The organism is Pseudoalteromonas sp. NZS127, assembly GCF_015864805.1.
Classification (GTDB): domain Bacteria; phylum Pseudomonadota; class Gammaproteobacteria; order Enterobacterales; family Alteromonadaceae; genus Pseudoalteromonas; species Pseudoalteromonas nigrifaciens.
Window position 1 is genome coordinate 50,399 of the sequence record NZ_JADYWN010000001.1, and the last position, 24,357, is coordinate 74,755.

A 24,357-nucleotide genomic window follows, 5' to 3' on the forward strand; every position below is an offset into this window, starting at 1 on the left:
AAATTTAACCTTGAAAGATAAACAGACCCTAAAGCTTTGAAATAAGTAAGCTAAACTAACCACTTGGCCAAAATGGCTTTACCCATTATTTATCTTTGTTTAGCAGCGCCTTTAAGTCGGCAAACGGGTTATGTGTAGCCGCCACCACTTTTTGCTCTGTAGTGCCGCCGTACAACACATATTCGTGATATTTATTATGCTCATTATCATGGCAATAAATACACAATAACTCCCAGTTACTACCATCATCAGGGTTATTATTATGGTCATGATCAATATGATGCACCGTTAACTCTCGTAAATTAGAATACTCAAACTCACGTGCACAGCGCCCACATACCCAAGGGTACAATCTTAACGCTTTAATTCGATAACCTTCTTCTTGCTGCTGATAAGCCTGCATACCACTCGTGGTTTTACTCATTAACTTATTACTACCGTCTTTTTACAATAAGCCCAGATTAGCCTTTAAAAACCACTTTGAACAGCGCCTTTTATTTTAACCACCGAGCTTTGGTTAAGATATTTACTAACACATTGAATAATAATAATGATGTTTAAACTTATTTTCTCTAGACAGAGATTTTCAGTGAAAATAAGGCGAATTTACGCGTTAATGGCTGGCCCATTGCAAATAAATTCAACGCAGTTAGCGCTGAAAATAGCTGCTTGAGATAAATTTATTATCCAGAGTTTAGGTTAACTATCCTCAAAGTTGTTGCTCACCTAAAAGCTTGGGTATAATGAGCACTTATGGCTGTATTTGTTAGCCTACAACTTGGATAAAACAATGAAAAAACTCTCTGCAGTGCAAATAAAACAGCAAGCGCTTGTCCTTAATATTGCCGATACACTCGAAAAACAAGGCCTAGCAGAGCTCCCTGGTATGCTGCAATGCTGGTTTGACGTTCAATATCACTTATTCCCTGGCTCCTTACTACTGTGCTTTCAATTTGACAACGAGCAAGCCTTAGCTGCAGCAAAACCAGAGTTATTAAAATGGCAAAAGCGCTTAAGCGCAGCCATGCTAAAAAAAGGCGTTGTTTTAAAAGATATGCGTAAACATTTAGTATTTACATTAGAAGCACCCGATAGCTAAATCAGGTTTATTACCGAGGATAAAAAGTAGATTCGGGGATTAAATCCCCCGGCTATAAAGTATAAAACCCACGGATGTTTTTAGCGTTTTCAAGATTAAACTGATTTACATGCGTAATCAGCTCAGGGAAAAATGCTAAAAATACAACATTCAATTCATCATAATGCTTTGCTATATCATCAACAGCACCAGCAAAGGTATTAGTAAAGCGAATGCGCTTGGCTATATTATCAAGTGCTAGCCCTACCCCATCAAGGGTTTCGTACTCTTTAAACCAATCGTTGTCGGTCATGTGTTTTACAACGTGCTGCATTCGCGGCGGCATTACAGGCATACGCTTATGCAAAAGCGCAAAGCTAGTTTGTTTAAAGTCGTTTAATGGCTGTAGATTATATTTTTGCCAATGCATAATTAAAAAGTGATCAAACACCACATCAATAGCCACCCCTGCAAAACGCTTACGCTTAGGTGAAAAATACTGTTTAGCCTCTTTAACTATAGGATGAGAGTCAGTAAATTTATCCACTAAATAGTGATTATCGAGCGCATTCTTTACCGTTATAGGTATCTGGTTTAAATGCCGTTGACCACCAAAGTCGCCCAGTAAATTACCAAAGTGCGAATCGGCCGTAGGCTGTGCTAAATAAAGATGAGCTAAATAATTCAACGTGTTCTCGGGTTTGGTTAATACCTTTTAGATAATAACGCAGTTGTAGATGAAATTCATATAAAGGAAAAGTGAAAGGCTTTAAGCTTCAAGGGAATGATATTTTAGTTCGTGATTTTTTCACCAATAAAACACAGGCTCCTGCGCTCCCCATAAAAAAGACAACACAAACCTGCTCCCCACCCAATTACAATTATGTTTGATTAATTCAGTAAAGAGTCAGCCCTATTTTGCTATCAATGTTGCTGTATTTTTCGGTACTGCATGAGTCATAAAACGCCTTGCTTAACCTTAACTATTAAACCTGAACTCTGGTTAAGAGATTTACTAACGTATTGAATCATATTTATATTTAATTTTATTTTCTCTAGCCAAAGGCTTTCAGTGAAAACAAGGCGAATTTACGCGTCAATAGCTGGCCTATTGCAAGTAAATTCAACGCAGTTAGCGCTGAAAATAGCTGCTTGAGATAAGTTTATTATCCGGAGATCAGGTTATTAAGCTCACAGAGGCAAAACACGTTATGACAACTACTTTTTTAAGCCAATTACAGCAAGTCGCACTGCAACAAGCCCTTATCAGCACCAAGCTTTTAAACAGCTACACATTAAAGAGCAATAACGCACCATCGCCCAAGCAACAAGCCTATAGCTTAATTGCTGTCGCGCTATACCGCTTTAATCTACAAAAAATAAAATGGTCATCTTTTTTAAAAACAGCCATAAATACAGCAAACAACACATGCCAATGGTTAGCCACCGAACTTGTCAGGTGCCAACAAGACTATAAAGCCCAACCTCATGACGCTGTAATTAGCGAACAAAGTGCATTCATTAGTGGTATTTTTAGCGAAGAACTCACTTATATTGATAGTTTACTGGGGGCTGAAGCGTAAGCTCTTAAGTTTATTTAAGCAATTATGTGAACTGTCGGATGGCACGGCTGCGCCGCTTATCCGGCCTACCTTATTTGCGTTGCAAGGCGAAGATTCAGTACTTTCATCACTTTAAAAATAGTTTCCCAACGTGGTTTGGTTTTACCGTTAACTGCTTTACGAAGGTTTGGGGTCAAATCTTGACTTCACACATCAAGCTATCTCGCAGTTTTTCGAATTGTAATTTGACCTTATCATCTTCAATTATTAACTTATTTAGCCTACATACCGTTTGAGATATGGCTGAATAATGTTGAACATTAAAAATAACGGCTAACGCTTTTAAATTTTGCCCAGTTAAATCTTGGCATAATTTAATAGCAAACATACGTGGCAAGTTTTTCTCTTTTCGCCCTTTTTTAACCGTTACAATATCATGTGTATCTATACAAAAATATTTAGCTAAGTAATCAATTACATCATCCGTTGAGCGTTTTTTAATAACAATACTTCTTTCGCTATCTGGTATTGCTATATACCCCTTTATTTTTTCAATAAATGCGTCACAACCCAAAACTGAAAGTAACTTTTTAGCGCCATAAAACGTAATTACCTCTTTATTATTTTCATATTCAACAAACTGTTTGTACGCAGCATATTTACGATTTTTTCCTTGAAGCGAAAATATAAAGTCTCGAACTAGCCATTTTGGCGTCGCTGTTTTTTTGATGAAAGCTGAATAGCTAGACCATTTATAGTCAATAAGTACATCTACTAACGGTGTACTTGTTTCTATTGGGTTACGATGTATATAACGGCTAACATGTAGTAAGTAATTATCAGCATCCACCAGCACCGCCTTGTAGCGACCTCTAAACAGTGCACCATCTGTATTATGTGCTCTATTAAAATATTGCGTATAGAGGCCATTAATATGCTTCATGGCTCTGCCTAAATTTGCATCTGGGGTTTTTATTAACAGGTGGTAATGATTGGTCATTAAACAATACGAATGTACTTCAATATTAAAACGAAGGCTTGCTTGCTCAATGCAGTATAAAAAACACTTAAAATCGTCATCACTCAAAAAGGTATTTTCACGCCCTCTTCCGCGATTCATCACATGATAAAACGCATTTTCATACTCTATTCGCAGTGGTCTAGACATAATAATAAACTCAATGAGCAATAAACTATAAATCTAGACCATTGATGTATGAAGTCAAGATTTGACCCCTTTGGTTATAAACTATAAATCTAGACCATTGATGTATGAAGTCAAGATTTGACCCCTTTGGTTTTCTTTGGTTTTGTAACAGCACCAAATTTCGCAGGCTATGAGGGCTACCCCGCCTTTCAGTTTGATATCTATAAGCGACGCGTTAAACCTATTTTAGAACCTATTATTGAACAGGTAAGTAAATACTATTTCGACTGGGATATTGTACTTTGGTTAGGGTCATACTTTGGCGACCTCAATAGCTCAGCGATTGAAGCAATAGATAACCCTAAGCAGCATAGCTTGTTGATTCAATTAGCGAGGAATATTGAAAATGAGTGCTTGTAGCTAAAATTCAGTTCTATTTATACGCTATACAACACATAAATATTGAGCTTTTAGCTAAATTACAATACTGTACCTAGATAGTATAAAAGTTACAGTGCGCAGTATTGTCGGCCATTGTACTAACAACACAAAGGACTGCTAGTGATACCTAATTACCAGCAATTTATGCGCCCATTTTTAGAGGTTGCACATAGAGCCCATGGAAGAGAAGTTAAGCTAAGGGATGTAATTAACGAACTGGCTGAACAGTTTAACCTTACTGACGAAGAAAAAACTGAGACACTCCCAAGTGGGAGGCAGCCTATTCTCGATAACCGAGTTGGCTGGGCACGCACATACCTGACAAAGGCTGGACTTCTAGAAGTTACAAGACGCGCGCACTTTGTAATCACTACACGAGGCATAAAAGCACTCGAAGATGAATCAACTGTAATAGATAAAAACTATTTAAAACAATTTGATGAATTTGTCGTCTTTTCTGAACAAAAAAATGAGGCCCCAGTAATAACTGCCTCAATAAATCCCCAAAGTAATGATAATATAGAAGAGATCACGCCAGATGAAGCATTAAGAAATGCCTACAAAGCAATTAATGACGCCCTTACATCGGATCTTTTATCGAGAACACGTAAAGTTACACCTGCATTTTTTGAGGAGCTATTGATAGAGTTGCTAATTGCTATGGGCTATGGCGGTACTGGTGAGGGAGCTGCTCATGCATTAGGTAAAACTGGAGACAATGGTGTAGATGGAGTAATAGATCAAGACCCGCTTGGCGTTGACCAAATTTATATTCAAGCTAAACGTTATGCAGAAGGAAATAACGTCGGCTCTGGTGATATCCGTGATTTTTTTGGGGCGCTCAATTTAAAGAAAGCGCAAAAAGGTATATTCATTACCACATCTGATTTCACACCATCCGCAGTACAAACTGCTAAAGATTTAGGGATGCGCATTGTACTTATCAGCGGTAAAGAATTAGCCAAACTCATGCTTCGATACAATATTGGCAGCAGAGACGAACAGGTATTACACCTCAAGAAAATCGACGAAGAATTTTTTGAAAAATACTAAGGAAGGTTTATGGAACACATCAGTAATTTCGATTTTTTAAAAAAACATCAAGATTGGCTATTTAAATTAGCCGAAAGTGCTGAACTTAATTTTTCTTCAGATCCAAATACCTCTCTCATAAAGATAAGACAATTAGGTGAAGCTATTGCGCAATCAATAGCGGCTCGCATTGGTGTTGAGTCTGGTAATAATATAAAACAAGTAGACCTTCTTAAAGACCTAGATTACAACTTACGTCTCGATGATAACGTTAGAGATGCTTTCCATACTATTCGAAAGTTAGGCAACACTGCTACCCATAATTTTGACAGTACCAGTCACCGTGATGCCTTAAAAGCAATAATGGTCGGCCATGCATTAGCCATGTGGTTTCATATCACTTTTGGCGGTAGTGCAGCCAAAGGTTTTAAAATTAAAAAATTTGTCAAACCTCAAGATCCATCGGAATATGTTCGTCAGCTTGAAGAACAAGTTGAGCAATTAAAAAATGAATCACTGCGTAGTTCTGAACGCATAAAAACAGCGGAACAACTAAGTAAAGTCGAATCAGAAAAAGCCATAGCGGAACGTAAACGTGCCGAAAAAATGGCCGAGGACAAAGCTGTATGGGAACAGCTTGCCTTAGACAGTGAAAAAGAAGCTGAAAAATATAAAGTAGCGGCAGAGGCTACGAACCAACAATACGCTAAATCTTTCCAAGCTAAACCAAAACAAGAACAAGCAGCAGAACTTAAACGTATTGAGAAATCACCATTTGAAATGGATGAGGCAGAAACTCGTGTTGTTATTGATCAACAATTGCTTGATGCAGGTTGGGAAGCCGATACTGAAAACCTACGTTATGCAAAAGGCACTCGTCCTGAGCCGAATAAAAACAAAGCAATAGCTGAATGGCCTACAGAATCCGGCCCCGCTGATTATGCTCTGTTTATTGGTATGGCTCTTGTGGCTGTTATTGAAGCCAAGAAGAATGCAAAAAATGTATATGGCGCTATCGATCAAGCCAAACGATATGCCAAAGGTGTTGAGAACCTCCCTGAGGGTGTTGAAGTAACTCAATATGGTGAGTTTAATACTCCTCTTACTTTTTCCACTAATGGTCGTGCTTACTTAAAACAATTAGAACAAGAAAGCGGCATCTGGTTTTTAGATGTTCGTGATAACACGAATCGCCGTAAAGCTCTAAAAGGCTGGTATTCGCCTCAAGAAATAAAAACGTATTTACGCCAAACTCCACAACAAGCGAATGCTGAGCTTGATGACATGGGGTTTGACTATGAATTAAAGCTTCGTGATTACCAGCAAAAAGCTATCTTAAAAGTTGAGACAGCGATTAAAGATGGCAAAGAACGAGCTATGGTTGCGATGGCAACAGGTACGGGAAAAACTAAAACCTGTATTGCGCTTGTTTATCGTTTATTAAAAGCCGAAAGGTTTCGCCGTATCCTATTTCTTGTTGACCGAAGTGCATTAGGTGAGCAAGCAACTGTCGACTTTGGCGAAGTAAAAATGGAAAGTATCACCAACTCCTTTGCCGATACATTTGAAGTGTTAGGTATTGAACCAGATAAATCAGCTGTACCATTCCCAGAAGATGATACCAAAGTCCACATTGCAACTATTCAAGGGCTCGTAAAACGTATCATGTACCCATCAGATAATGGTGCGAAACCTGGTGTAGGTCAATATGATTGTATAGTTGTAGATGAGTGCCATAGAGGCTACTTACTTGACCGTGAATTAAGCGAAACTGAAGTTAAGTTCCGTGATCAAAAAGATTACATGTCAAAATATCGAGCAGTGATTGAATATTTTGATGCGTTCAAAGTGGGCTTAACTGCAACACCAGCATTACACACTAAAGATATTTTTGGTGATCCGGTATTTACCTATACATATACCGAAGCAGTAATTGATGGTCACTTAGTAGATCACCTTCCACCAACTCGAATTCATACCGAACTCAATACTGACGGAATTAAATATCAAGTTAATGAAGAAGTTCAAATATACGATCCTCAAACGCAGCAGATCGACTTAATCAATACACCTGACGAATTAAACTTTGATGTTGCACAGTTTAATCGTAAAGTCATAGCGCCTGAATTTACCAAAGAAATATGTCGTTGGCTGATCGAAAGTGATTCTTTAAATCCATATTCTCAAGAGAAGTCCTTAATATTTTGTGTTACCGATAAGCATGCAGATGACGTAGTTGAAGCGTTAAAAGAAGCATGTGAAAACTACCTAGGTGAAGTGGATGATGATGCCATTCAAAAAATCACTGGAGCATCTGATAAGCCTCTTGAAAAAATACGCCGATATAAAAATGACAGGCTGCCTAATATAGCTGTTACGGTCGATTTACTCACCACCGGTGTTGATGTTCCAAAGATATGTAACTTAGTATTCTTACGCCGTGTTAACAGCCGAATTCTATTTGAACAAATGCTTGGTCGTGCCACTCGCAAATGTGATGAAATATCCAAAGAACGTTTCCGTATTTTTGATGCGGTAGATATTTACAAACAGCTTGAAAAAGTTAACAGCATGAAGCCTGTAGTTACTAAGGTTGATATCACATTTACGGAACTTGAAAGTGAAATAAAAGAAAGCCCAGATCCAAAACTTCAGCAACTAGCTAAAGACCAGTTCCTAGCTAAATTACAGAGTAAAAAGAAATACCTTTCAACTAACCAACATTCAGACTTTGAACGTATCGTAGGTAAGCCTCCTCAAGAGTTTGCACAAGAATTGAAAAACATGAAAGTGCAAGACGTTGCAGACTGGTTTGTTAATAACCCAGGCTTAGGTGAATTACTTGATATGAAAGTAAAAGGCACTGGTGGTAACAATAAAGTAGTTATTTCCACTCACGGCGATAAAGTTACTGGCACCTCAACAGGTTACGGTAGTGGTCAAAAGCCTGAAGACTACCTTTCATCTTTCAATAAATTTGTTAATGCCAATAGTAACCGTATGGTCGCGATTCAAACTGTTATCCAGCGCCCTTGGGAGTTAACTCGCGATAGCCTCAAACAGCTAGCACTAGAGCTTGAAAAAAATGAATTCCGAGAAGAAGACCTTAAAGTCGCTTGGAAAGAAGTCAAAAATGAAGATATTGCCGCCCGTATCATTGGTTTTATTCGCCAAGCGGCATTAGGTGAGGCGCTAGTGCCTTATGAGCAGCGTGTTGATAATGCTCTTAATAAAATACTCAATAGCCAACCTTGGAAAACACCACAACGTGAATGGCTAGAAACCATTGCAGGACAAATAAAAGCCAACATTATTGTTGATGAAACCAATCTAAATGAAGGCATTTTTAAACAAATTGGCGGCATTAAACGAGCCACCAAATTATTCGAGCAACCCATTACTGATATTTTAAGTAAATTTAATAAATCTATTTGGTCAGAGGGTGAGCAACAACAATCGGCTTAATCCGATACAATAGCGTTTTATTATTTAAACATAGCTTTTAGCGACAAAAAACTAAGCCTGAATAGGTTGCTAAGCAAAGTAACAAGCCTGTTTAAAGTTAAGTAAAGCTAAATACAAATTAACAAATTTATAAGTAGAAACTAATGAGCACACAAGACCTAATTAATAAACTCTGGAATTTATGTAACCTGTTAAGAGATGACGGTGTAACTTACCACGAGTACCTAAACGAATTAACCTACTTAATATTTTTAAAAATGGTAGAAGAAACAGGGCAAGAAGAGCTTATCCCTGAGGGTTTCCGATGGTCTGACATTGAAGAGTTCAATGCGGTAACTCGTTTAGAAGAGTACAAAAAACTGCTTATTCATCTAGGCTCACACGGCTCACTAATAACCAAAGCTATTTTTGCTGATGCTTCAACTTGTATTCGTAAACCAGCTACCTTAAACAAGCTAGTGACTGAAATTGATAATCTTGATTGGTACTCTGCTAAAGAGGAAGGTTTAGGCGATATGTACGAAGGCTTGCTAGAAATAAATGCTAGTGAGAAAAAGTCAGGTGCTGGTCAATATTTTACTCCGCGAGTACTTATAGAAGCCATGGTTGAGCTCATGAAGCCAAACTTAGATGATGTAATAGTTGACCCAACCGCAGGTACAGGCGGCTTCTTAATTGCAGCACACCACGAGCTTAAAAAGCATAACAACATTAAAAACCTTGATGAAGCGGCATACAAAAAATATCAGCATGGCACCTTCTTTGGCATGGAATTAGTGCCAGACACACGCCGCCTAGCTATGATGAACTTAATGCTGCACGACTTAGCAATAGACGATGATAACGCTGGTGTTTTATATGGTGATACACTTTCAAATGAAGGTAAAAACTTACTGCCTAAGGCAAGTTTAATTTTAGCTAACCCACCCTTTGGCACCAAACAAGGTGGCGGCATACCAACGCGTGATGATTTAGTCCATTATACCTCCAATAAACAGCTAGCCTTTTTGCATGCTATGTATCACAGCATGTTAAAACCTGGTGGTCGTGCAGCAGTCGTCTTGCCTGACAACGTTTTATTTGAAGGTTCAACTGGCCGTAAAATTCGTAACGACCTAATGGAAAAGTGTAATCTGCATACCATTTTAAGATTACCAACAGGAATATTCTACGCCGCCGGTGTGAAAACCAATGTGTTGTTTTTTGATAAGCCTACAGATATAAATCAAGATAAAGGCAACACCAAAAAAGTATGGGTATATGACCTTCGGGCAAACATGCCACAATTTGGTAAACGCAACGTATTAAGCAAAGACCATTTTGATGAGTTTTATAAAGCCGTTGGCGGTGATTTAACTCAAGTAGACGAAGATAAGCGCCAAGAATTTATTAATAACCACCAAAACGGTAGTGAAATTGGCAGCATTGATACCTGTCGATTAAGAGCGTTTACCCGTGAGGAAATTGCAGCTAAAGAAGACTCCCTCGATTTGGCATGGATACGTGATGACAGTATTGAAGATGCTGCCAATCTTCCAGAACCAGATATCCTCATTAATGAAGCCATTGAAGAATTAGCGGGTGCAATAACTGACTTACAATCAATTTTAGTTGAATTAGATGCAGCTGAAGAAGAGGCTTTGTAATTTATGGCATTCAGAGAAAATATAGCTGAGTTAGTTGAGAGAGAATCTGTAAATGGGTCAACTAAAATAGATCCTTCTTGGACAAGGACCCCTTTGCAAAAAGTTGCAAAAGTTATAAATGGTTATGCATTTAAATCAGCGCAATTCAATACTTCGAGTGGCACTCCATTAATTAGAATTAGGGACGTGGTAAAAGGGTTCACTGAAACTTATTATGATGGTGAAATACCTAAAGGCTACTGGGTTGAAAAAAGTGATATTTTGGTAGGCATGGACGGAGACTTTAACACTTGTCGATGGCCTTCAGACAAAGCTTTGCTCAATCAACGAGTTTGTAAAATAGAAGTTTTAGATAGTAATAAGTACGATTCTAGATTTTTGTCGTATTTACTTCCTGTATATTTAAAGCTGATCAATGAACATACATCTGCTACAACGGTAAAACATTTATCATCCAAGACACTTTCCGACTTACCTATCCCTAACCCTAGTGTCGATGAGCAAAAGCGCATTGCCGACAAACTGGATTCAGTATTAGCCAAAGTTGAAGCAACTCAATCCCGCCTCGATAAAATCCCAACTATCTTAAAGCGCTTTCGCCAATCAGTCCTCGCAGCAGCTACCTCTGGAGAACTCACCAAAGACTGGCGTGAAGGGTATGATGCTAGGCCGCCAACTATAGATTTGATTGAAGAATATTGGATAGAAGAGTTTGCTAAACAAAAAAGAAAATTCAAATCTTATCCGCATCAGAACTCAGGTTTAAATAATATAGGTTGGCTACATACAACACTTGGTGTTATTTGTGACGTCCATATAGGCTCAACACCTAAGCGAACAGAGTCATCATACTGGGGCGGTGATGTGAAATGGGTTAGTAGTTCAGAAGTTGCTTTTTGCGAAATTTATGACACGAAAGAAAAAATTACCAGTGATGGGTTAGACAACACTTCTACAAAAATTCACCCTTCAGGAACTGTAATGTTAGCAATGATCGGCCAAGGGAAAACTCGCGGACAACCAGCAATTCTTAGAACTGAAGCGTGTCATAATCAAAACACGGCTGCTTTAAGGGTCTCGGAGCCATTTTTACTTCCAGAATATCTATATTACTTACTTTGGGAGAGATATGAAGAAACAAGGAAGATTGGTGGAGGAAATAATCAAAAGGCATTAAACAAAGCTGTAGTACAAAGCATAGAGATAGATCTTCCTTCGATAGAAGAGCAGGCAGAAATTGTTCGTATCGTAGCAGAACTATTCTCTAATGCAGATCTTGTAGAAAAGCAATACAAAGCAGCAAAGCTTCGTGTTGATAAAATGACCCAATCAATACTAGCAAGAGCATTTAGTGGAAAATTATTCTCTCCAATATCTGAAGATGACAGAAAAACGGCTGTAGTTAAAACGCAGAGTTCGCAGCCAAAGCAGTCAGAGGCAGAAAAAACTGGAGTAACTCAAGAAAAAACAAAAGCTCAAGCGGATAAAATTGAGCATAACCTTAAAACTCAAATCAAAGTAGAATCTACCCCCGCGACTGAGGATAATCCAGCACAAGCTGGTGAGGTCTTTACCATGCTAAATAGCAATAACAAAGGCATGTCTGCACAGGCATTATTTGATGAGTTATCTGACAACACTTTCAGCGCTATTGATGATCTTTTCAGTGAATTAAAGAAGCTTATTGAACAAAAAGTTGTTATTCAATCTGGTGAAGGTGAAAGCAGTACTTTTAAGGTGATTAAAAAGTGAAAGTAGATTTTTTAAAAATCAGGGATGGCTTTAAAAATATCCACAACTTAGAGATAGACTTTGACGATAAGGAATTATTAACAGTCCTTATAGGTAGAAACGGCTCTGGAAAATCGAATGTTATTGAAGCCTTAGTTCGTATTTTCAGGGCATTAGATCTTGGAGAAGAACTAGCGCCTTTTAGCTATAAATTAATATATTCATTAGGCGCTAATAATGAAAAGCGCATTGAAGTTGATGCATCACTAGATTATGGCACTACTCCTCACCAACAACACAAAATAAAGATTGCGATTAAACAGGAAGATAATAGCTATTCGAAACCTGAAACAGTGGCTCTGTCAAAGGTTAAGCGGGATAAAAATGGGGCTTCTGAGTACTTACCTCAACATCTATTCGCCTATTACTCTGGACCGAGTGATAGGTTAGAAGATTTGTTCAAACCACATAGAACTAAGTTCTATAATCAGTTATTAAAGAATAAAGTAAAAATTGAAGATGAGGTTCGCCCATTATTTTACGCAAAACCATTTCACAGCCAATTTGTACTGCTTGCTTTCTTTTTAAACCAGCAACACGGAGTAGGTCGTGAATTCTTAGCTGAGCAATTAGGTATAAAAGATTTTCATTCAGTTCACTTTGTATTTCGCAGGCCTGAATGGGGTAAAAATAATAAGAAAGATGTCTTTTGGGGCGCTCGTGGCGTAGTTCGTGAGTTTTTAGATAGGCTATTCCCTTATAGTTATGGCCCTGTAAAATCAACAAGAGAAGAAGCTACATCGTTAACAGGCAAAGGCGTTGATAATGAATTCGTACATTTGTTTTTGCCTGATATTTACGGCTTAAAAAAGGTAGCCAAAGGCCTAAAACCGAAAGACTTTTTTAAAATGCTAGAAAGCACATTGCTTTCTGAGCTTATTGATAGCGTCAATATTAAAGTCAAATTACATAACGATGAAATTGTAAGCTTTAGTGAGTTAAGTGAAGGCGAGCAGCAATTGCTCACAGTATTAGGCCTTTTAGAGTTTACTGTTGAAGATGATTCATTATTTTTACTAGATGAGCCAGATACTCATTTAAACCCTGCATGGGCCGCCAAATATCATACTTTCCTTAAGCGGTTTATACCTAATCAAAAATTCTGCCATATCTTAATGGTAACACATCACCCATTAGCGATTGCTGAATTAGACAAAGAGCAAATACAAGTTATACGCAATAACAAAGATGGCCTGTCGATAGCTGAAATACCCGCAGAAAGCCCGATAGGAATGGGCGTGAATGGCATCCTCACTAGTGACATGTTTGGCATGGCGACAACGCTAGACAGACACACAAGTGGTGTTATTGAGAAACGTAGAAGGTTACTTGAAAAAGAGACTTTAACTGACCAAGAAACCAAAGAACTAAGAAAGCTAAACGGTTCGTTAGAACGGTTAGGCTACGGCTATACCCACCCAGATGAAGATTATAGGCAGTTCCTAATTGCTAGAAAAAGAGCAATGGACACTATGGATTCGAAAGGTTTAGATGATACAGAGTATCGATTAAATATTATAGAAAATATATTAAAGACAAAGGGACTGGTTTAATTGCGATATATAGACATTAATTTAATCGATGCATGTAAACCTGACAATTGGGATGTAAACGCTAGGCAGTGGCTAACTGAAGTTAGGAACGCACAAGATAAATCAGCAGAATTTACACGACTTGGTAGTAAGTGGTCACCATTTAAGGACAACTTTGTTAATCAATTTGGTGATAAATGCTGGTATTCAGAAGTTCCTCGAATTGCCACAGATTTCAATGTTGACCATTTTCGACCTAAAGGCGCTGTTAAGAAAGCCAAAGAGTCTTACGCCGTAAGAGTTGTGGGTGGGCAATCTCAAAAGCATACTGGCTATTGGTGGTTAGCATTTGAACCAAAAAATTATCGATACTCATGTCAATACGCCAATCAACCAAGAGATAATGGTGGAAAACATGATTACTTTCCACTTCAAGATGAAAGCACCAGAGTATGGGGTCAATGTTCGTTAACAAACCATAATGTTGAAGACCCTATTCTTATTGATCCATGCGTACTTGCCGATGTTCAACTATTATCCTTTGAAAAATCTCCTGGTATGGCGCACTCTAGATACGATCAAGCAACTGATAAAACAAAATACGAAAGAGTACGGACGAGTGCTAAATGCTATAACCTAAATCACAAAACGGTGAAAGGTAAACGGCTAGAAGTAATTACATCCGTTCAGCAAGACTTAGAGCTATTGGAAAGTATTTATGGCTTACCATTGGCAAGTAAACAACTCATGCAAGTCCATTTAGATAATGCTGAAATTCGACTGATAGAAGCCTGTAACAGGAAATCACCGTTTTCAGCAGCCGCAGTAGCTTTTGTTAAGCCTAAAAAAACAGAACCTTGGTTGGCTAATATTCTAGGTAAATTAGATCTTAAAGATTAGCGAGTTTATGAATTTAAATTACCTTTTTTATCCATTCGCAAACTTATTTATCATGAACAGTTCAAAAAATTAGTCGCGGTATGTCTCTACCGGTGAAAAGTAAAGGGGTCAAATCTTAAAGTAAAGGGGTCAAATCTTGACTTCATACATTAAGGTATTAGCTGATAAATCTTGCTTCTTGCCAAGCACTAATCTCACGTTTAACACCCTTCCCCGTCATCACGCCCTGAAAAATAAGCAATTGATGAGTAATTCATTTCATGGATGAAATGAAAGCCATGTTTGCACATGGATGTGCTTTCATGGCGTTTACGTTCACATCGATTGAAAGTAAAGGGGTCAAATCTTGACTTCATACATTAAGGTATTAGCTGATAAATCTTGCTTCTTGCCAAGCACTAATCTCACGTTTAACACCCTCCCCCGTCATCACGCCCTAAAATAAGCAATTGATGAGTAATGCATTTCATGGATGAAATGAAAGCCATGCTTGCACATGGATGTGCTTTCATGGCGTTTACGTTCACATCAATTGTGATTTGAAGGAAATAGCGTGATGCTCGGGTGGCGCTGAGAGTGTCCAGAGAGGGACTAGCGGCAGCCCCTCTTTGGCTGCTGTCGCCAGCGCGACAAAACCTTGAATAAGGTTTCTTAATGTAGGTCGCGGATTTATCCCAACAATATATGTAAAGTTAGCAAGTTTGAAGCAACAAATGAGCAAGCAATAACACAGAGTTTCAGCAAGCTCTGCAAGTTAAATTCACTATTTCGCCCTAAAGGACGACCTACAATTTAAATCAACCTCGTAGGGTTTGGTTTCACTCTTCCCAACCTACGCCCATATAATTTATGGCGAATCACCACGCACAAAAAAGCCGTTGCATTGCTGCAACGGCTTTTATAATTTTGATAAATTCCCAAACTATAATGGGGCTTACTACCCATTAAAGTTCAAAAATTAGTCTCTGCTCTTAGTCGCGATAAGTCTCTACCGCTGGGCAAGCACACACTAAGTTACGGTCGCCGTATACGTCGTCAATACGTGTTACGGTTGGCCAGAACTTGTTTTTAGCCACGCTTGGCACTGGGAATGCTGCGTAAAAACGGTCGTATGCACGGTCCCATTCGTTACCTAACACGTCGCCTTGGGTGTGCGGTGCAAACACTAACGGGTTGTTTTCGATTGACCATTCGCCAGAGATTACTTTGTCGATTTCGCTCTTAATTGACACCATTGCTTCGATGAAGCGGTCGATCTCAACCTTAGACTCAGACTCGGTAGGCTCTATCATTAACGTGCCCGCTACTGGGAACGACATAGTAGGTGAATGGAAACCGTAGTCTTGTAGGCGTTTAGCCACGTCCATTTCAGTAATACCCGACAACTCTTTAAGCGGACGCAAGTCAACAATACATTCGTGCGCAACACGGTTGTTACGGCCACGGTATAAAATTGGAAAGTGCTTGCTTAGCTCATGCGTTAAGTAGTTAGCATTTACAATTGCCATTTCAGTGGCTTGTTTTAAGCCCTCTGAGCCCATCATGGTAATGTAAGCCCACGAAATAGGTAAAATAGACGCTGAACCATATGGCGCTGCCGATACCGCTCCATTACCTTCGTTAGTACCTGGTACGTTAATAATGCTGTGGTTAGGCATAAATGGCGCAAGGTGCGATTTAACACCAATTGGGCCAACACCTGGGCCACCGCCACCGTGTGGAATACAAAAGGTTTTATGCAAGTTTAAGTGCGATACGTCTGAGCCAATAAAGCCTGGGCTAGTTACGCCAACTTGCGCGTTCATGTTTGCGCCGTCCATGTAAACTTGGCCGCCGTGCTGATGAATAATATCGCAAATTTCACGAATTGTTTCTTCGTATACGCCGTGTGTAGATGGGTAAGTGATCATAATACACGATAAGTTTTCGGCTACCGCTTCTGCTTTCGCTTTAAGATCGGCCATGTCTACGTTACCGTTTTTATCACAATCAACCACCACAATTTTCATGCTGGCCATTTGTGCCGACGCTGGGTTAGTACCATGCGCCGAGCTTGGAATTAAACATACGTTACGGTGAGCGTCGCCGCGTGACTCGTGGTATTTACGAATGGCAATTAAGCCTGCGTATTCACCTTGAGCACCTGAGTTAGGTTGCAATGAAACCGCATCGTAACCGGTAATGTTTACCAACCAATCATGCAGTTCGCCCATCATAATTTGATAGCCTTGTGCTTGATCTAGCGGGCAAAATGGGTGCAAGTTTGAAAATTCAGGCCAGGTAATTGGGATCATCTCAGCAGTCGCGTTTAGTTTCATGGTACATGAACCTAACGAGATCATTGAGTGATTAAGCGCTAAATCTTTGTTTTCTAGGCACTTAATATAACGCAGCATTTCAGTTTCGCTGTGGTACGAATTAAAGTTAGGGTGCGTTAATACTTCGTCATCACGCTCTAAGCTTGCTGGAATTGACGTGCTGCCATTGTTTTCAATATCGGCTGCAATTGCATCAACACTTAGGCCATGGCCTTCGCCTAATACAATATCAAATAACTGCGCTACGTCTGCACGTGTGGTGGTTTCTGATACGGCAATTGAGTATTCGCCATCGCGGTTAGTAGCAAAGTTAACACCGCTTGCTAGTGCACGCGCAATAACGTCGGCTTTGCTATCGCTTACTACCGTTAGGGTATCAAACCAGGTGTTGTGTTTAAGGCTCACGCCTTTAGCTTGTAAGCCTGCAGCTAAAATATCGGCAAAGCGATGAATACGCTGAGCAATAGTTTTTAAGCCTTGTGGGCCATGGTACACAGCGTAAAACGCTGCCATGTTGGCCAGTAATACTTGCGCGGTACAAATGTTTGAGTTGGCTTTGTCGCGGCGAATGTGTTGCTCACGCGTTTGCATTGCCATACGCAGTGCATCGTTACCTAAACGGTCTTTAGATACGCCAATAATACGACCTGGTAATGAACGTTTGTACGCGTCACGTGTTGCAAAAAATGCAGCATGTGGGCCACCGTAACCCATAGGTACACCAAAACGCTGCGCCGAACCTAATACTACGTCTGCGCCTAATTTACCCGGTGCTTTTAATAGCAATAAACTCATAATGTCGGCAGCAACACAGCCAATTGCCTTTTTGCTTTGTACGCCAGCAATTAGGTCGGTAATGTCTACCACTTCACCAGTTGTTGATGGATATTGAAATAACGCGCCAAAAATCTCATGGTTAACAGCGTCGGCTGCTTTGCCAACAATTATTTCAAAACCAAACTGCTCGGCGCGGGTGCTTACTACGTCAATTGTTTGTGTGTGTACGTCGTCGGCAATAAAAAATGCATTGGCTTTTTTCGCTTTAGATACACGTTTTGCAAGGCCCATAGCCTCTGCAGCAGCGGTTGATTCGTCAAGTAACGATGCACTTGCTAAATCTAGGCCGGTTAAATCTAGGGTCATAGTTTGAAAGTTAAGTAACGACTCTAAACGCCCTTGCGCTATCTCTGGCTGATATGGAGTGTACGCAGTATACCAACCTGGGTTTTCTAGTACGTTACGTAAAATTACGTGTGGTACATGTGTTGGGTGGTAGCCTTGGCCAATATACGATTTGAAAACTTTATTTTTGCTTGCTACTGACTTTAAGTAGCTTAGTGTTTCAACTTCGGTGCGGCTTTCGCCCACGGTTAAAGGCTGCTCAAGGCGAATACCTGCAGGTACAGTTTGACCGATCAGCTCTTCAACACTCGATACTTCAAGCGCGCTAAGCATATCGCTTACTTGCGCTGGGCTTGGCCCAATATGGCGGCGAATAAAATCTTGCGTTTGCTCTAACTGCTCAAGAGATTTGGCGTTTGACATGTGTCCAGATTCCTATGATCCAAAAAATGTGATTATTACTAATGGGTAACCAGCAATAACTTAAAATTAATATGATTTAATAACTTACAGTGTATGGAAAGGTAAGCAGCAAAATCATAAAAGCCCCAATGTTTTAAATAATGGGGCTTTTTACTCACTAAAGATTAATCTTCGTCAATAGTGTTTGCGTAGTCTTCTGCATTTAGTAGGTTTTCAAGCTCAGACTCATCTGATGCTTTAATGCGAAATAACCAGCCGTCACCAAACGCGTCGGTGTTAACTGTTTCTGGTGCGTCTTCTAGCTCTTCGTTAATTGCAACAATTTCGCCACCAATTGGTGCGTAAATGTCTGATGCTGCTTTTACCGATTCTGCTACTGCACACTCTTCGCCTGCATCTACTTCGTCGCCTACTTCTGGAAGTTCTACGAATACCATGTCGCCAAGTAACTCTTGCGCATGTTCAGTAATACCAACAGTAAACGTACCGTCACCTTCGTTGCGAACCCACTCGTGTGAAGAGGCATACTTTAACTCGCTAGGGATATTGCTCATTTTGTTTTGTCCTTTGGTTTATATTGGGTGATAGCACCAAAATTAAATTTATTTATACTTTAAAGTATTGATTTACCGTTACGTACAAAGCCAGGCTTTACTACTTTTACGGTAACTAATTTTTTACGCATTTCTACCTGAGCGGTGTCGCCCGTTGAACGTGGTACACGTGCAAGCGCTACACTGTAACCCAGTGTTGGTGAAAAAGTGCCAGAAGTAATAACACCTTCGCCACCATCAACAATTACTTTAGAGCCACTGCGCAAGATACCTTTTTCTTCTAGCACTAGGCCTACTTGTTTATCAGTGCTTTGGTCGGCGCGTTGTTGTACTAGTACATCACGGCCAATAAAGTCACGACTTTGTGGTTCCCATGCAATAGTCCAAGCCATGTTAGCCGCTAGTGGCGATACGCTTTCGTCCATATCTAGGCCATAAAGGTTCATGCCCGCTTCTAAACGTAGCGTGTCGCGTGCGCCTAAACCTGCTGGTGCAACTCCTGCGTCTAACAGTTGTTGCCATAAATCGGCAGCTTGCTCTTTTGGCACTACAATTTCGTAACCGTCTTCGCCAGTATAACCCGTTGTGGCAATAAATAAATCACCTGTTTGCACGCCAAAAAACGGTTTCATACCCTCTATTGCTGCATTTTGCTCAGCTGTTAATAATGTGGCAGTTTTAGCTTTAGCGTTAGGGCCTTGCACTGCAATCATGCCAAATTCGTTACGCTCTGTAACGGTAACGGCAAAATCGGCTGATATTTTAGCAAGGTGAGCTAAGTCTTTTTCGCGAGTTGCTGAGTTAACAACTAGGCGATAAGAGGTCTCACTGAAAAAATAAATTATTAAGTCGTCAATTACGCCGCCTTGCTCATTTAGCATTGGGGTATATAACGCTTTACCAGGTACGGTAAGTTTAGCAACATCGTTTGCTACTAGTTTTTGTAAAAATGCTTGTGCTTGCTCGCCTTGTATATCAACAATGGTCATGTGCGATACGTCAAACATACCGGCATCGTTGCGTACTGCATTGTGCTCTTCTATTTGCGAGCCGTAGTTAATTGGCATTTCCCAGCCATGAAAATCAACCATTTTAGCGCCCGCTTCAAGGTGCTTAGCATAAAGTACTGTTTTAGAAGTCATGATATTCCTTCACTTTTAAATTAACCCAGTTATTTGGGCGTGGCCTCAATTTAATGAGGGGGAATAATATGGCCTGCGTTTAACGCCTGCCAAATTGTAATTAAACACAGCCAAATATTAATACTAAGCTGTGAGCACCCAAGTTAGGGTGAATATTTTACGCTGCAGCGCCTTGAATAAGGGCAAAGCCTTGAGCTTGCATATACTCTTGCCACTTTTGCAGCTCAGGAGTTTTAGCCACCAGTACAAATTGTTGCTGGTCGTTTTTATTTATGGCTGTGATAAATACGTCACCGCTTTGCGTACCGTAACATAATTGTGCATCTGAAAGACGTAAACCCGGCGTTAATTTAAAGGCTTCTACAATTGAGTCAAAGGCATTACTGCCGCTTAAAATAAAGCTTGCTAGGTCAGTACGCATAACATAATCAATGTCATAACGCAGTTGTTGCTCGTTTATAAGTGCTTGTAATTGCAGACTTGCGCAGTGCGGTAATATAAATCTAAAAGCGGTTTCGCTAAAGCAGTAAACGGCATAGCTATAACCAGAATTAAAATCGCCATCAAGGGTGCCAATTAAACCCAAACCACTGGCAGTTAACTTAGTTAAATCGTGGCCTAGTATATTACTTAAAAATACCGAGGCTTCTGTGCCGCTAAAGTCTATTACAACGTGGTTGTTGCTGGCCTGCAAAGAATTAATAACCGCGCTGTTAGCTTTGCTATGGCGGGCAAACATAATGGGGCTAAAAGTCATAACAAACACCTATCAAACTTATAATATCAAAAGTATATTGCTCCCGCTGTACAACAACAAATTGTAATTATTAATCAATTGATAAATAATGCTTATATATATGGCGATATTAATTGTGATTTTAAATATGAAAAACATTTCAACAGATAGTTTACGCACTTTTGTAATGGTAGTAGAGGCTAGCGGCTTTGCTAAAGCCGGCGATTTACTTGGCTTATCGCAACCTGCGGTTAGCCTGCAAATAAAGCGCTTAGAAGATTTGCTCGGTTATAAATTATTTAAAAAACAAGGCCAACGCCAAGTGCTTAATCAATATGGCGAGCTATTATTGCCAATGGCTAAACAAATGATGCAACACAACGATGCCATTTTGCAGCTATTTACCTCAGAAAGTATTACCGGCCGAGTACGTTTGGGTATTCCAAGCGAATTTGCAGCGCGTATTTTACCCTCTATTATTGGCGACTTTGTAGCTTTATACCCTGAAGTATCGCTGGAAGTTAAATCGCGTTTAAGTAAGCATTTATTATCGCAAGAACGCCAAGATCAGTTTGATTTAGTACTGGCACTCAACGAGCAGCTCGACTCGGAGCAATTTCCTATTTTTAAGCAAGATCAGCTGGTATGGGTGGGCGACTTGTCGCTGGCACAAAACGACACTGTTACTTTGGTTACCGCTCCCGAGGGGTGTATTTACAGACGCCGAGCTATAGAGGCGCTAGAAAGGTCGGGAATAAAGTATCGTATTGTGTATAGCAACGCCGATTTAACCGGGCTTATTGCTGCGCTAAAAGAAGGCTTAGGCATTACAGTGCTGGCTAAAAGTACTGTACCAAACGAGCTAAACTATCAACTTAAAACCAAATTTTTACCATCCTTGGGTGATATTGGTATTAGCTTAGTAAAAACGGCCAGTGAGCCAGAAAATGCCGTTTTTAAACTGGCCGAATTTATAAAACTTCGCTTAGGCTAACCTGCTTTATACACATACTAGCCAACAAATCTTCATATATTAAAAGTTATATATATGAAGATTTTTAGTTATAAAAACTTACACACGCAAACACTGAATAACATTGATTCTCATTCGTTAACGTGTTTAAATTGCGCCAATTTAGTTAATTGACCCAATTTAGGATAGTCTCAATGGCACATAAGTTTTTAGTATCTACCCTTGCAACTGCGGTTGCCTTGTCTATTAGTGCAACTGCAATGGCAAAAGATATGGGTAAGGTAGAGCGTAACTTTGAACAAATTACAGTTATAGGCTCACAACAAGCTATTAACGATATTCCGGGCTCTGCAACGTTTATTTCGGATGCTGAGCTGCAAAAATTTGAATTTACCGACATTTCTCGTGTTTTAGCCTCTGTACCTGGTGTTTACGTACAAGAAGAAGACGGCTACGGCCTGCGCCCTAATATAGGTATGCGCGGAACTGGCACTGGTCGTAACGACAAAATTTCAGTAATGGAAGATGGTGTACTTGTAGCACCTGCACCTTACTCGGCTCCTTCGGCTTATTACTTCCCTACTATGGGCCGCATGGAGTCTATTGAAGTATTAAAAGGTGCTGCATCGGTTAAATATGGTCCACGTACTACAGGCGGCGTTTTAAACTTATTATCGCGCAGCTTACCAACCGAGCCTAATAGCTCAACAGGTATGCTTGATGCTGCCTTAGGTAGCGATGGCTACTATAAAGGCCATGCTTATTTTGCCAAAGAAAAAAACAATACCGCGGGTTTAATTGAAGTATTTACCTACGGCGCAGATGGTTTTAAAGACCTGCCAGTTGGCGATGACAACACCGGCTTTGAAAAAACTGACTTACTATTAAAGTTAGGCCATACATTTGGTAAAAATGACGCGCATAACCTTGAGCTAAAAATTAAGTATTCAGACGAAACATCAGACGAAACTTACATGGGCTTAACCGATGCCGATTACCAAGCAACGCCATACCGTCGTTATGCGGCATCGCAAAATGATGAAATGAATACCCGTCACAATGCTTATCAACTTAACTATGCATATCGCTTTGGTGCAGGTTACGAACTACTTGCTACGGCATATTTAAACGACTTTCATCGTAACTGGTATAAAGCCAGTAAAGTAAGCGAAAGCTACCTTGAGCAGTACAGCGAATTTGAAGCCAACCCTACCGCACAAGGTATTGAAGGCATTGCTATAAAAGCAAATAACCGCGACTACCAAGCTAAAGGTATTCAGTCTGAGCTGCATATTCCTGCTGGCAATCACTATATAACTGTGGGTATGCGTTACCATGAAGACGAAATGGATCGCTTTCAGTGGCAAGACGAGTACACGCTTAATCAAGACTTAAGCATGACACTGACAGAGCGCGGAGTTCCGGGTTCTGACAGTAACCGCGTAGATAGTGCCACTGCACGTACTTTATTTATTCAAGACGAATGGACGCTAGATGCATTAGTGATCAGTGCAGGCCTGCGCTTCGAAGACATTACGATTACCCGTGAAGAGTGGGCAAAGTCGGATCCTACACGCAGCAATGGTTTAACTAAAAATCTGTCGAACGACACTGATATTTTAGTGCCGTCACTCGGTGCAACTTACACAGTAAACGACAACATCACTCTACTTGCTGGTATTCAACAAGGTTATGCACCAGCCGCGCCGGGTAATGCCGACCAAGAAGAAGAAAAAAGTGTAAATATTGAATTTGGTTCACGCTATAACGTAAGCGGTATTAATGGTGAAATTATTGCGTTTTATTCTGATTACGACAACATGCACGGTAATTGTACTGCCGCTGTAGGGTGTAGCGATGAGAACATTGGCGATCAATATAACTATGGTGAAGTAGCTGTTTCTGGCGTTGAATTTAGTGCAGGCCATACTTTTAACACCGATACTGTTATGTTCCCGGTTAAGCTAACTTACACCTACACAGATTCTGAATTTAAAAACACTTTTGATTCAGAAATTTGGGGCACAGTAGAAAAAGGCGACGCTATGCCTTACGTGCCAAAAAACCAAGTAGCACTCTCTATGGGTGCTGAATTATCAGCATTTGTTGTACACAGCCAACTGCGCTATGTATCTGACTCACATGCAGATTTAACCGACTCTGGCTTAAATGCTATTAATAGCCGTGTGGTATGGGATTTAGCCGCTAAATACCGCATCGACGACAATCAAAAAGTATACTTAAGCGTTGATAACTTGTTTGATAAAACCTACATTGCTAATCGTGCTAATGGCGGTATTCAACCAGGTAAGCCTCGTACCCTACAGTTGGGCTACACTTACAGCTTTTAAGCTTCAAGCTGGTTAAACGGCTCACTAACAGCGGTAATAATTTTTTATGCAGGAAACACTACACATCTAAATTATTGCCTTGTTATTGAACCGTTTATAACAACCGCATTAAATTACGAACACAAAAAAACCGAGGTTGAATTT

At 39.9% G+C, this 24,357-nt stretch carries 18 protein-coding genes; 11 read left to right on the plus strand and 7 right to left on the minus strand.

Going from position 1 to position 24,357, the window contains the following annotated elements; all coding sequences use genetic code 11:
- Positions 1 to 85: 85 nt before the first annotated feature.
- Positions 86 to 424: a YajD family HNH nuclease gene (locus tag I6E78_RS00255; RefSeq protein ID WP_086997751.1), complete on the minus strand. Its 339-nt coding sequence runs from the start codon at positions 422 to 424 to the stop codon at positions 86 to 88.
- Between the two features lie 366 nt (positions 425 to 790).
- On the opposite strand from I6E78_RS00255, the gene I6E78_RS00260 reads away from it, so the two are divergent.
- Positions 791 to 1,099, plus strand: a complete 309-nt coding sequence (locus I6E78_RS00260; protein ID WP_011329115.1) for a hypothetical protein — start codon at positions 791 to 793, stop codon at positions 1,097 to 1,099.
- Positions 1,100 to 1,151: 52 nt separating this feature from the next.
- Here the strand turns inward: I6E78_RS00260 and I6E78_RS00265 are convergent, their stop codons facing one another.
- Positions 1,152 to 1,766: an acyl carrier protein phosphodiesterase gene (locus I6E78_RS00265; RefSeq protein ID WP_011329116.1), complete on the minus strand. Its 615-nt coding sequence runs from the start codon at positions 1,764 to 1,766 to the stop codon at positions 1,152 to 1,154.
- Positions 1,767 to 2,289: 523 nt separating this feature from the next.
- On the opposite strand from I6E78_RS00265, the gene I6E78_RS00270 reads away from it, so the two are divergent.
- Entirely contained in the window at positions 2,290 to 2,661 is a 372-nt protein-coding gene (locus I6E78_RS00270; RefSeq protein ID WP_086994464.1) for a hypothetical protein, read from the plus strand.
- 172 nt (positions 2,662 to 2,833) lie between these two features.
- Here I6E78_RS00270 and I6E78_RS00275 read toward each other — a convergent pair whose 3' ends face one another.
- The gene (locus I6E78_RS00275) at positions 2,834 to 3,808 is read right to left on the minus strand and encodes a transposase (protein ID WP_182683937.1); all 975 of its coding nucleotides are present in this window, start codon (positions 3,806 to 3,808) and stop codon (positions 2,834 to 2,836) included.
- A 117-nt stretch (positions 3,809 to 3,925) separates the two neighbouring features.
- Between I6E78_RS00275 and I6E78_RS00280 the strand changes: the two genes are divergently transcribed.
- The 7 genes from I6E78_RS00280 (at position 3,926) to I6E78_RS00310 (ending at position 14,594) form a co-directional block, all read left to right on the plus strand.
- Entirely contained in the window at positions 3,926 to 4,207 is a 282-nt protein-coding gene (locus I6E78_RS00280) for a hypothetical protein (protein ID WP_197181773.1), read from the plus strand.
- A 141-nt stretch (positions 4,208 to 4,348) separates the two neighbouring features.
- Positions 4,349 to 5,281, plus strand: a complete 933-nt coding sequence (locus tag I6E78_RS00285; RefSeq protein ID WP_197181774.1) for a restriction endonuclease — start codon at positions 4,349 to 4,351, stop codon at positions 5,279 to 5,281.
- Between the two features lie 9 nt (positions 5,282 to 5,290).
- On the plus strand, positions 5,291 to 8,725 hold the full coding sequence (gene hsdR, locus I6E78_RS00290; RefSeq protein WP_197181775.1) for a type I restriction-modification system endonuclease: 3,435 nt from the start codon (positions 5,291 to 5,293) through the stop codon (positions 8,723 to 8,725).
- A gap of 143 nt (positions 8,726 to 8,868) precedes the next feature.
- Complete coding sequence (locus I6E78_RS00295; RefSeq protein ID WP_197181776.1) at positions 8,869 to 10,371, plus strand: class I SAM-dependent DNA methyltransferase; 1,503 nt, start codon at positions 8,869 to 8,871, stop codon at positions 10,369 to 10,371.
- 3 nt (positions 10,372 to 10,374) lie between these two features.
- Positions 10,375 to 12,123 carry a restriction endonuclease subunit S gene (locus I6E78_RS00300; RefSeq protein WP_197181777.1) on the plus strand — a complete coding sequence of 583 codons (1,749 nt, stop codon included), beginning with the start codon at positions 10,375 to 10,377 and terminating at the stop codon, positions 12,121 to 12,123.
- Positions 12,120 to 13,715, plus strand: a complete 1,596-nt coding sequence (locus tag I6E78_RS00305; RefSeq protein ID WP_197181778.1) for an AAA family ATPase — start codon at positions 12,120 to 12,122, stop codon at positions 13,713 to 13,715. The genes I6E78_RS00300 and I6E78_RS00305 overlap by 4 nt, the downstream gene beginning before the upstream one ends.
- Entirely contained in the window at positions 13,716 to 14,594 is an 879-nt protein-coding gene (locus tag I6E78_RS00310) for a hypothetical protein (protein ID WP_197181779.1), read from the plus strand.
- Between the two features lie 971 nt (positions 14,595 to 15,565).
- Here I6E78_RS00310 and gcvP read toward each other — a convergent pair.
- The 4 genes from gcvP to I6E78_RS00330 all read right to left on the minus strand — a co-directional run bounded on the left by gcvP (position 15,566) and on the right by I6E78_RS00330 (position 20,910).
- Positions 15,566 to 18,457 (minus strand): aminomethyl-transferring glycine dehydrogenase, encoded by a 2,892-nt coding sequence (gene gcvP / locus I6E78_RS00315; RefSeq protein WP_197181780.1) that lies wholly within the window; start codon positions 18,455 to 18,457, stop codon positions 15,566 to 15,568.
- Positions 18,458 to 18,621: 164 nt separating this feature from the next.
- Positions 18,622 to 19,011 carry a glycine cleavage system protein GcvH gene (gcvH, locus tag I6E78_RS00320; protein WP_011329122.1) on the minus strand — a complete coding sequence of 130 codons (390 nt, stop codon included), beginning with the start codon at positions 19,009 to 19,011 and terminating at the stop codon, positions 18,622 to 18,624.
- Positions 19,012 to 19,070: 59 nt separating this feature from the next.
- A complete protein-coding gene (gcvT, locus tag I6E78_RS00325) occupies positions 19,071 to 20,153 on the minus strand; it encodes a glycine cleavage system aminomethyltransferase GcvT (protein WP_197181781.1) in 1,083 nt (360 codons plus the stop codon).
- Between the two features lie 157 nt (positions 20,154 to 20,310).
- Positions 20,311 to 20,910 (minus strand): hypothetical protein, encoded by a 600-nt coding sequence (locus I6E78_RS00330; protein ID WP_197181782.1) that lies wholly within the window; start codon positions 20,908 to 20,910, stop codon positions 20,311 to 20,313.
- A gap of 127 nt (positions 20,911 to 21,037) precedes the next feature.
- Here I6E78_RS00330 and I6E78_RS00335 point away from each other — a divergent pair, with 127 nt between their 5' ends.
- Complete coding sequence (locus tag I6E78_RS00335; RefSeq protein WP_011329125.1) at positions 21,038 to 21,883, plus strand: LysR family transcriptional regulator; 846 nt, start codon at positions 21,038 to 21,040, stop codon at positions 21,881 to 21,883.
- 173 nt (positions 21,884 to 22,056) lie between these two features.
- Positions 22,057 to 24,213, plus strand: a complete 2,157-nt coding sequence (locus I6E78_RS00340; protein ID WP_197181783.1) for a TonB-dependent receptor family protein — start codon at positions 22,057 to 22,059, stop codon at positions 24,211 to 24,213.
- Positions 24,214 to 24,357 lie beyond the last annotated feature (144 nt).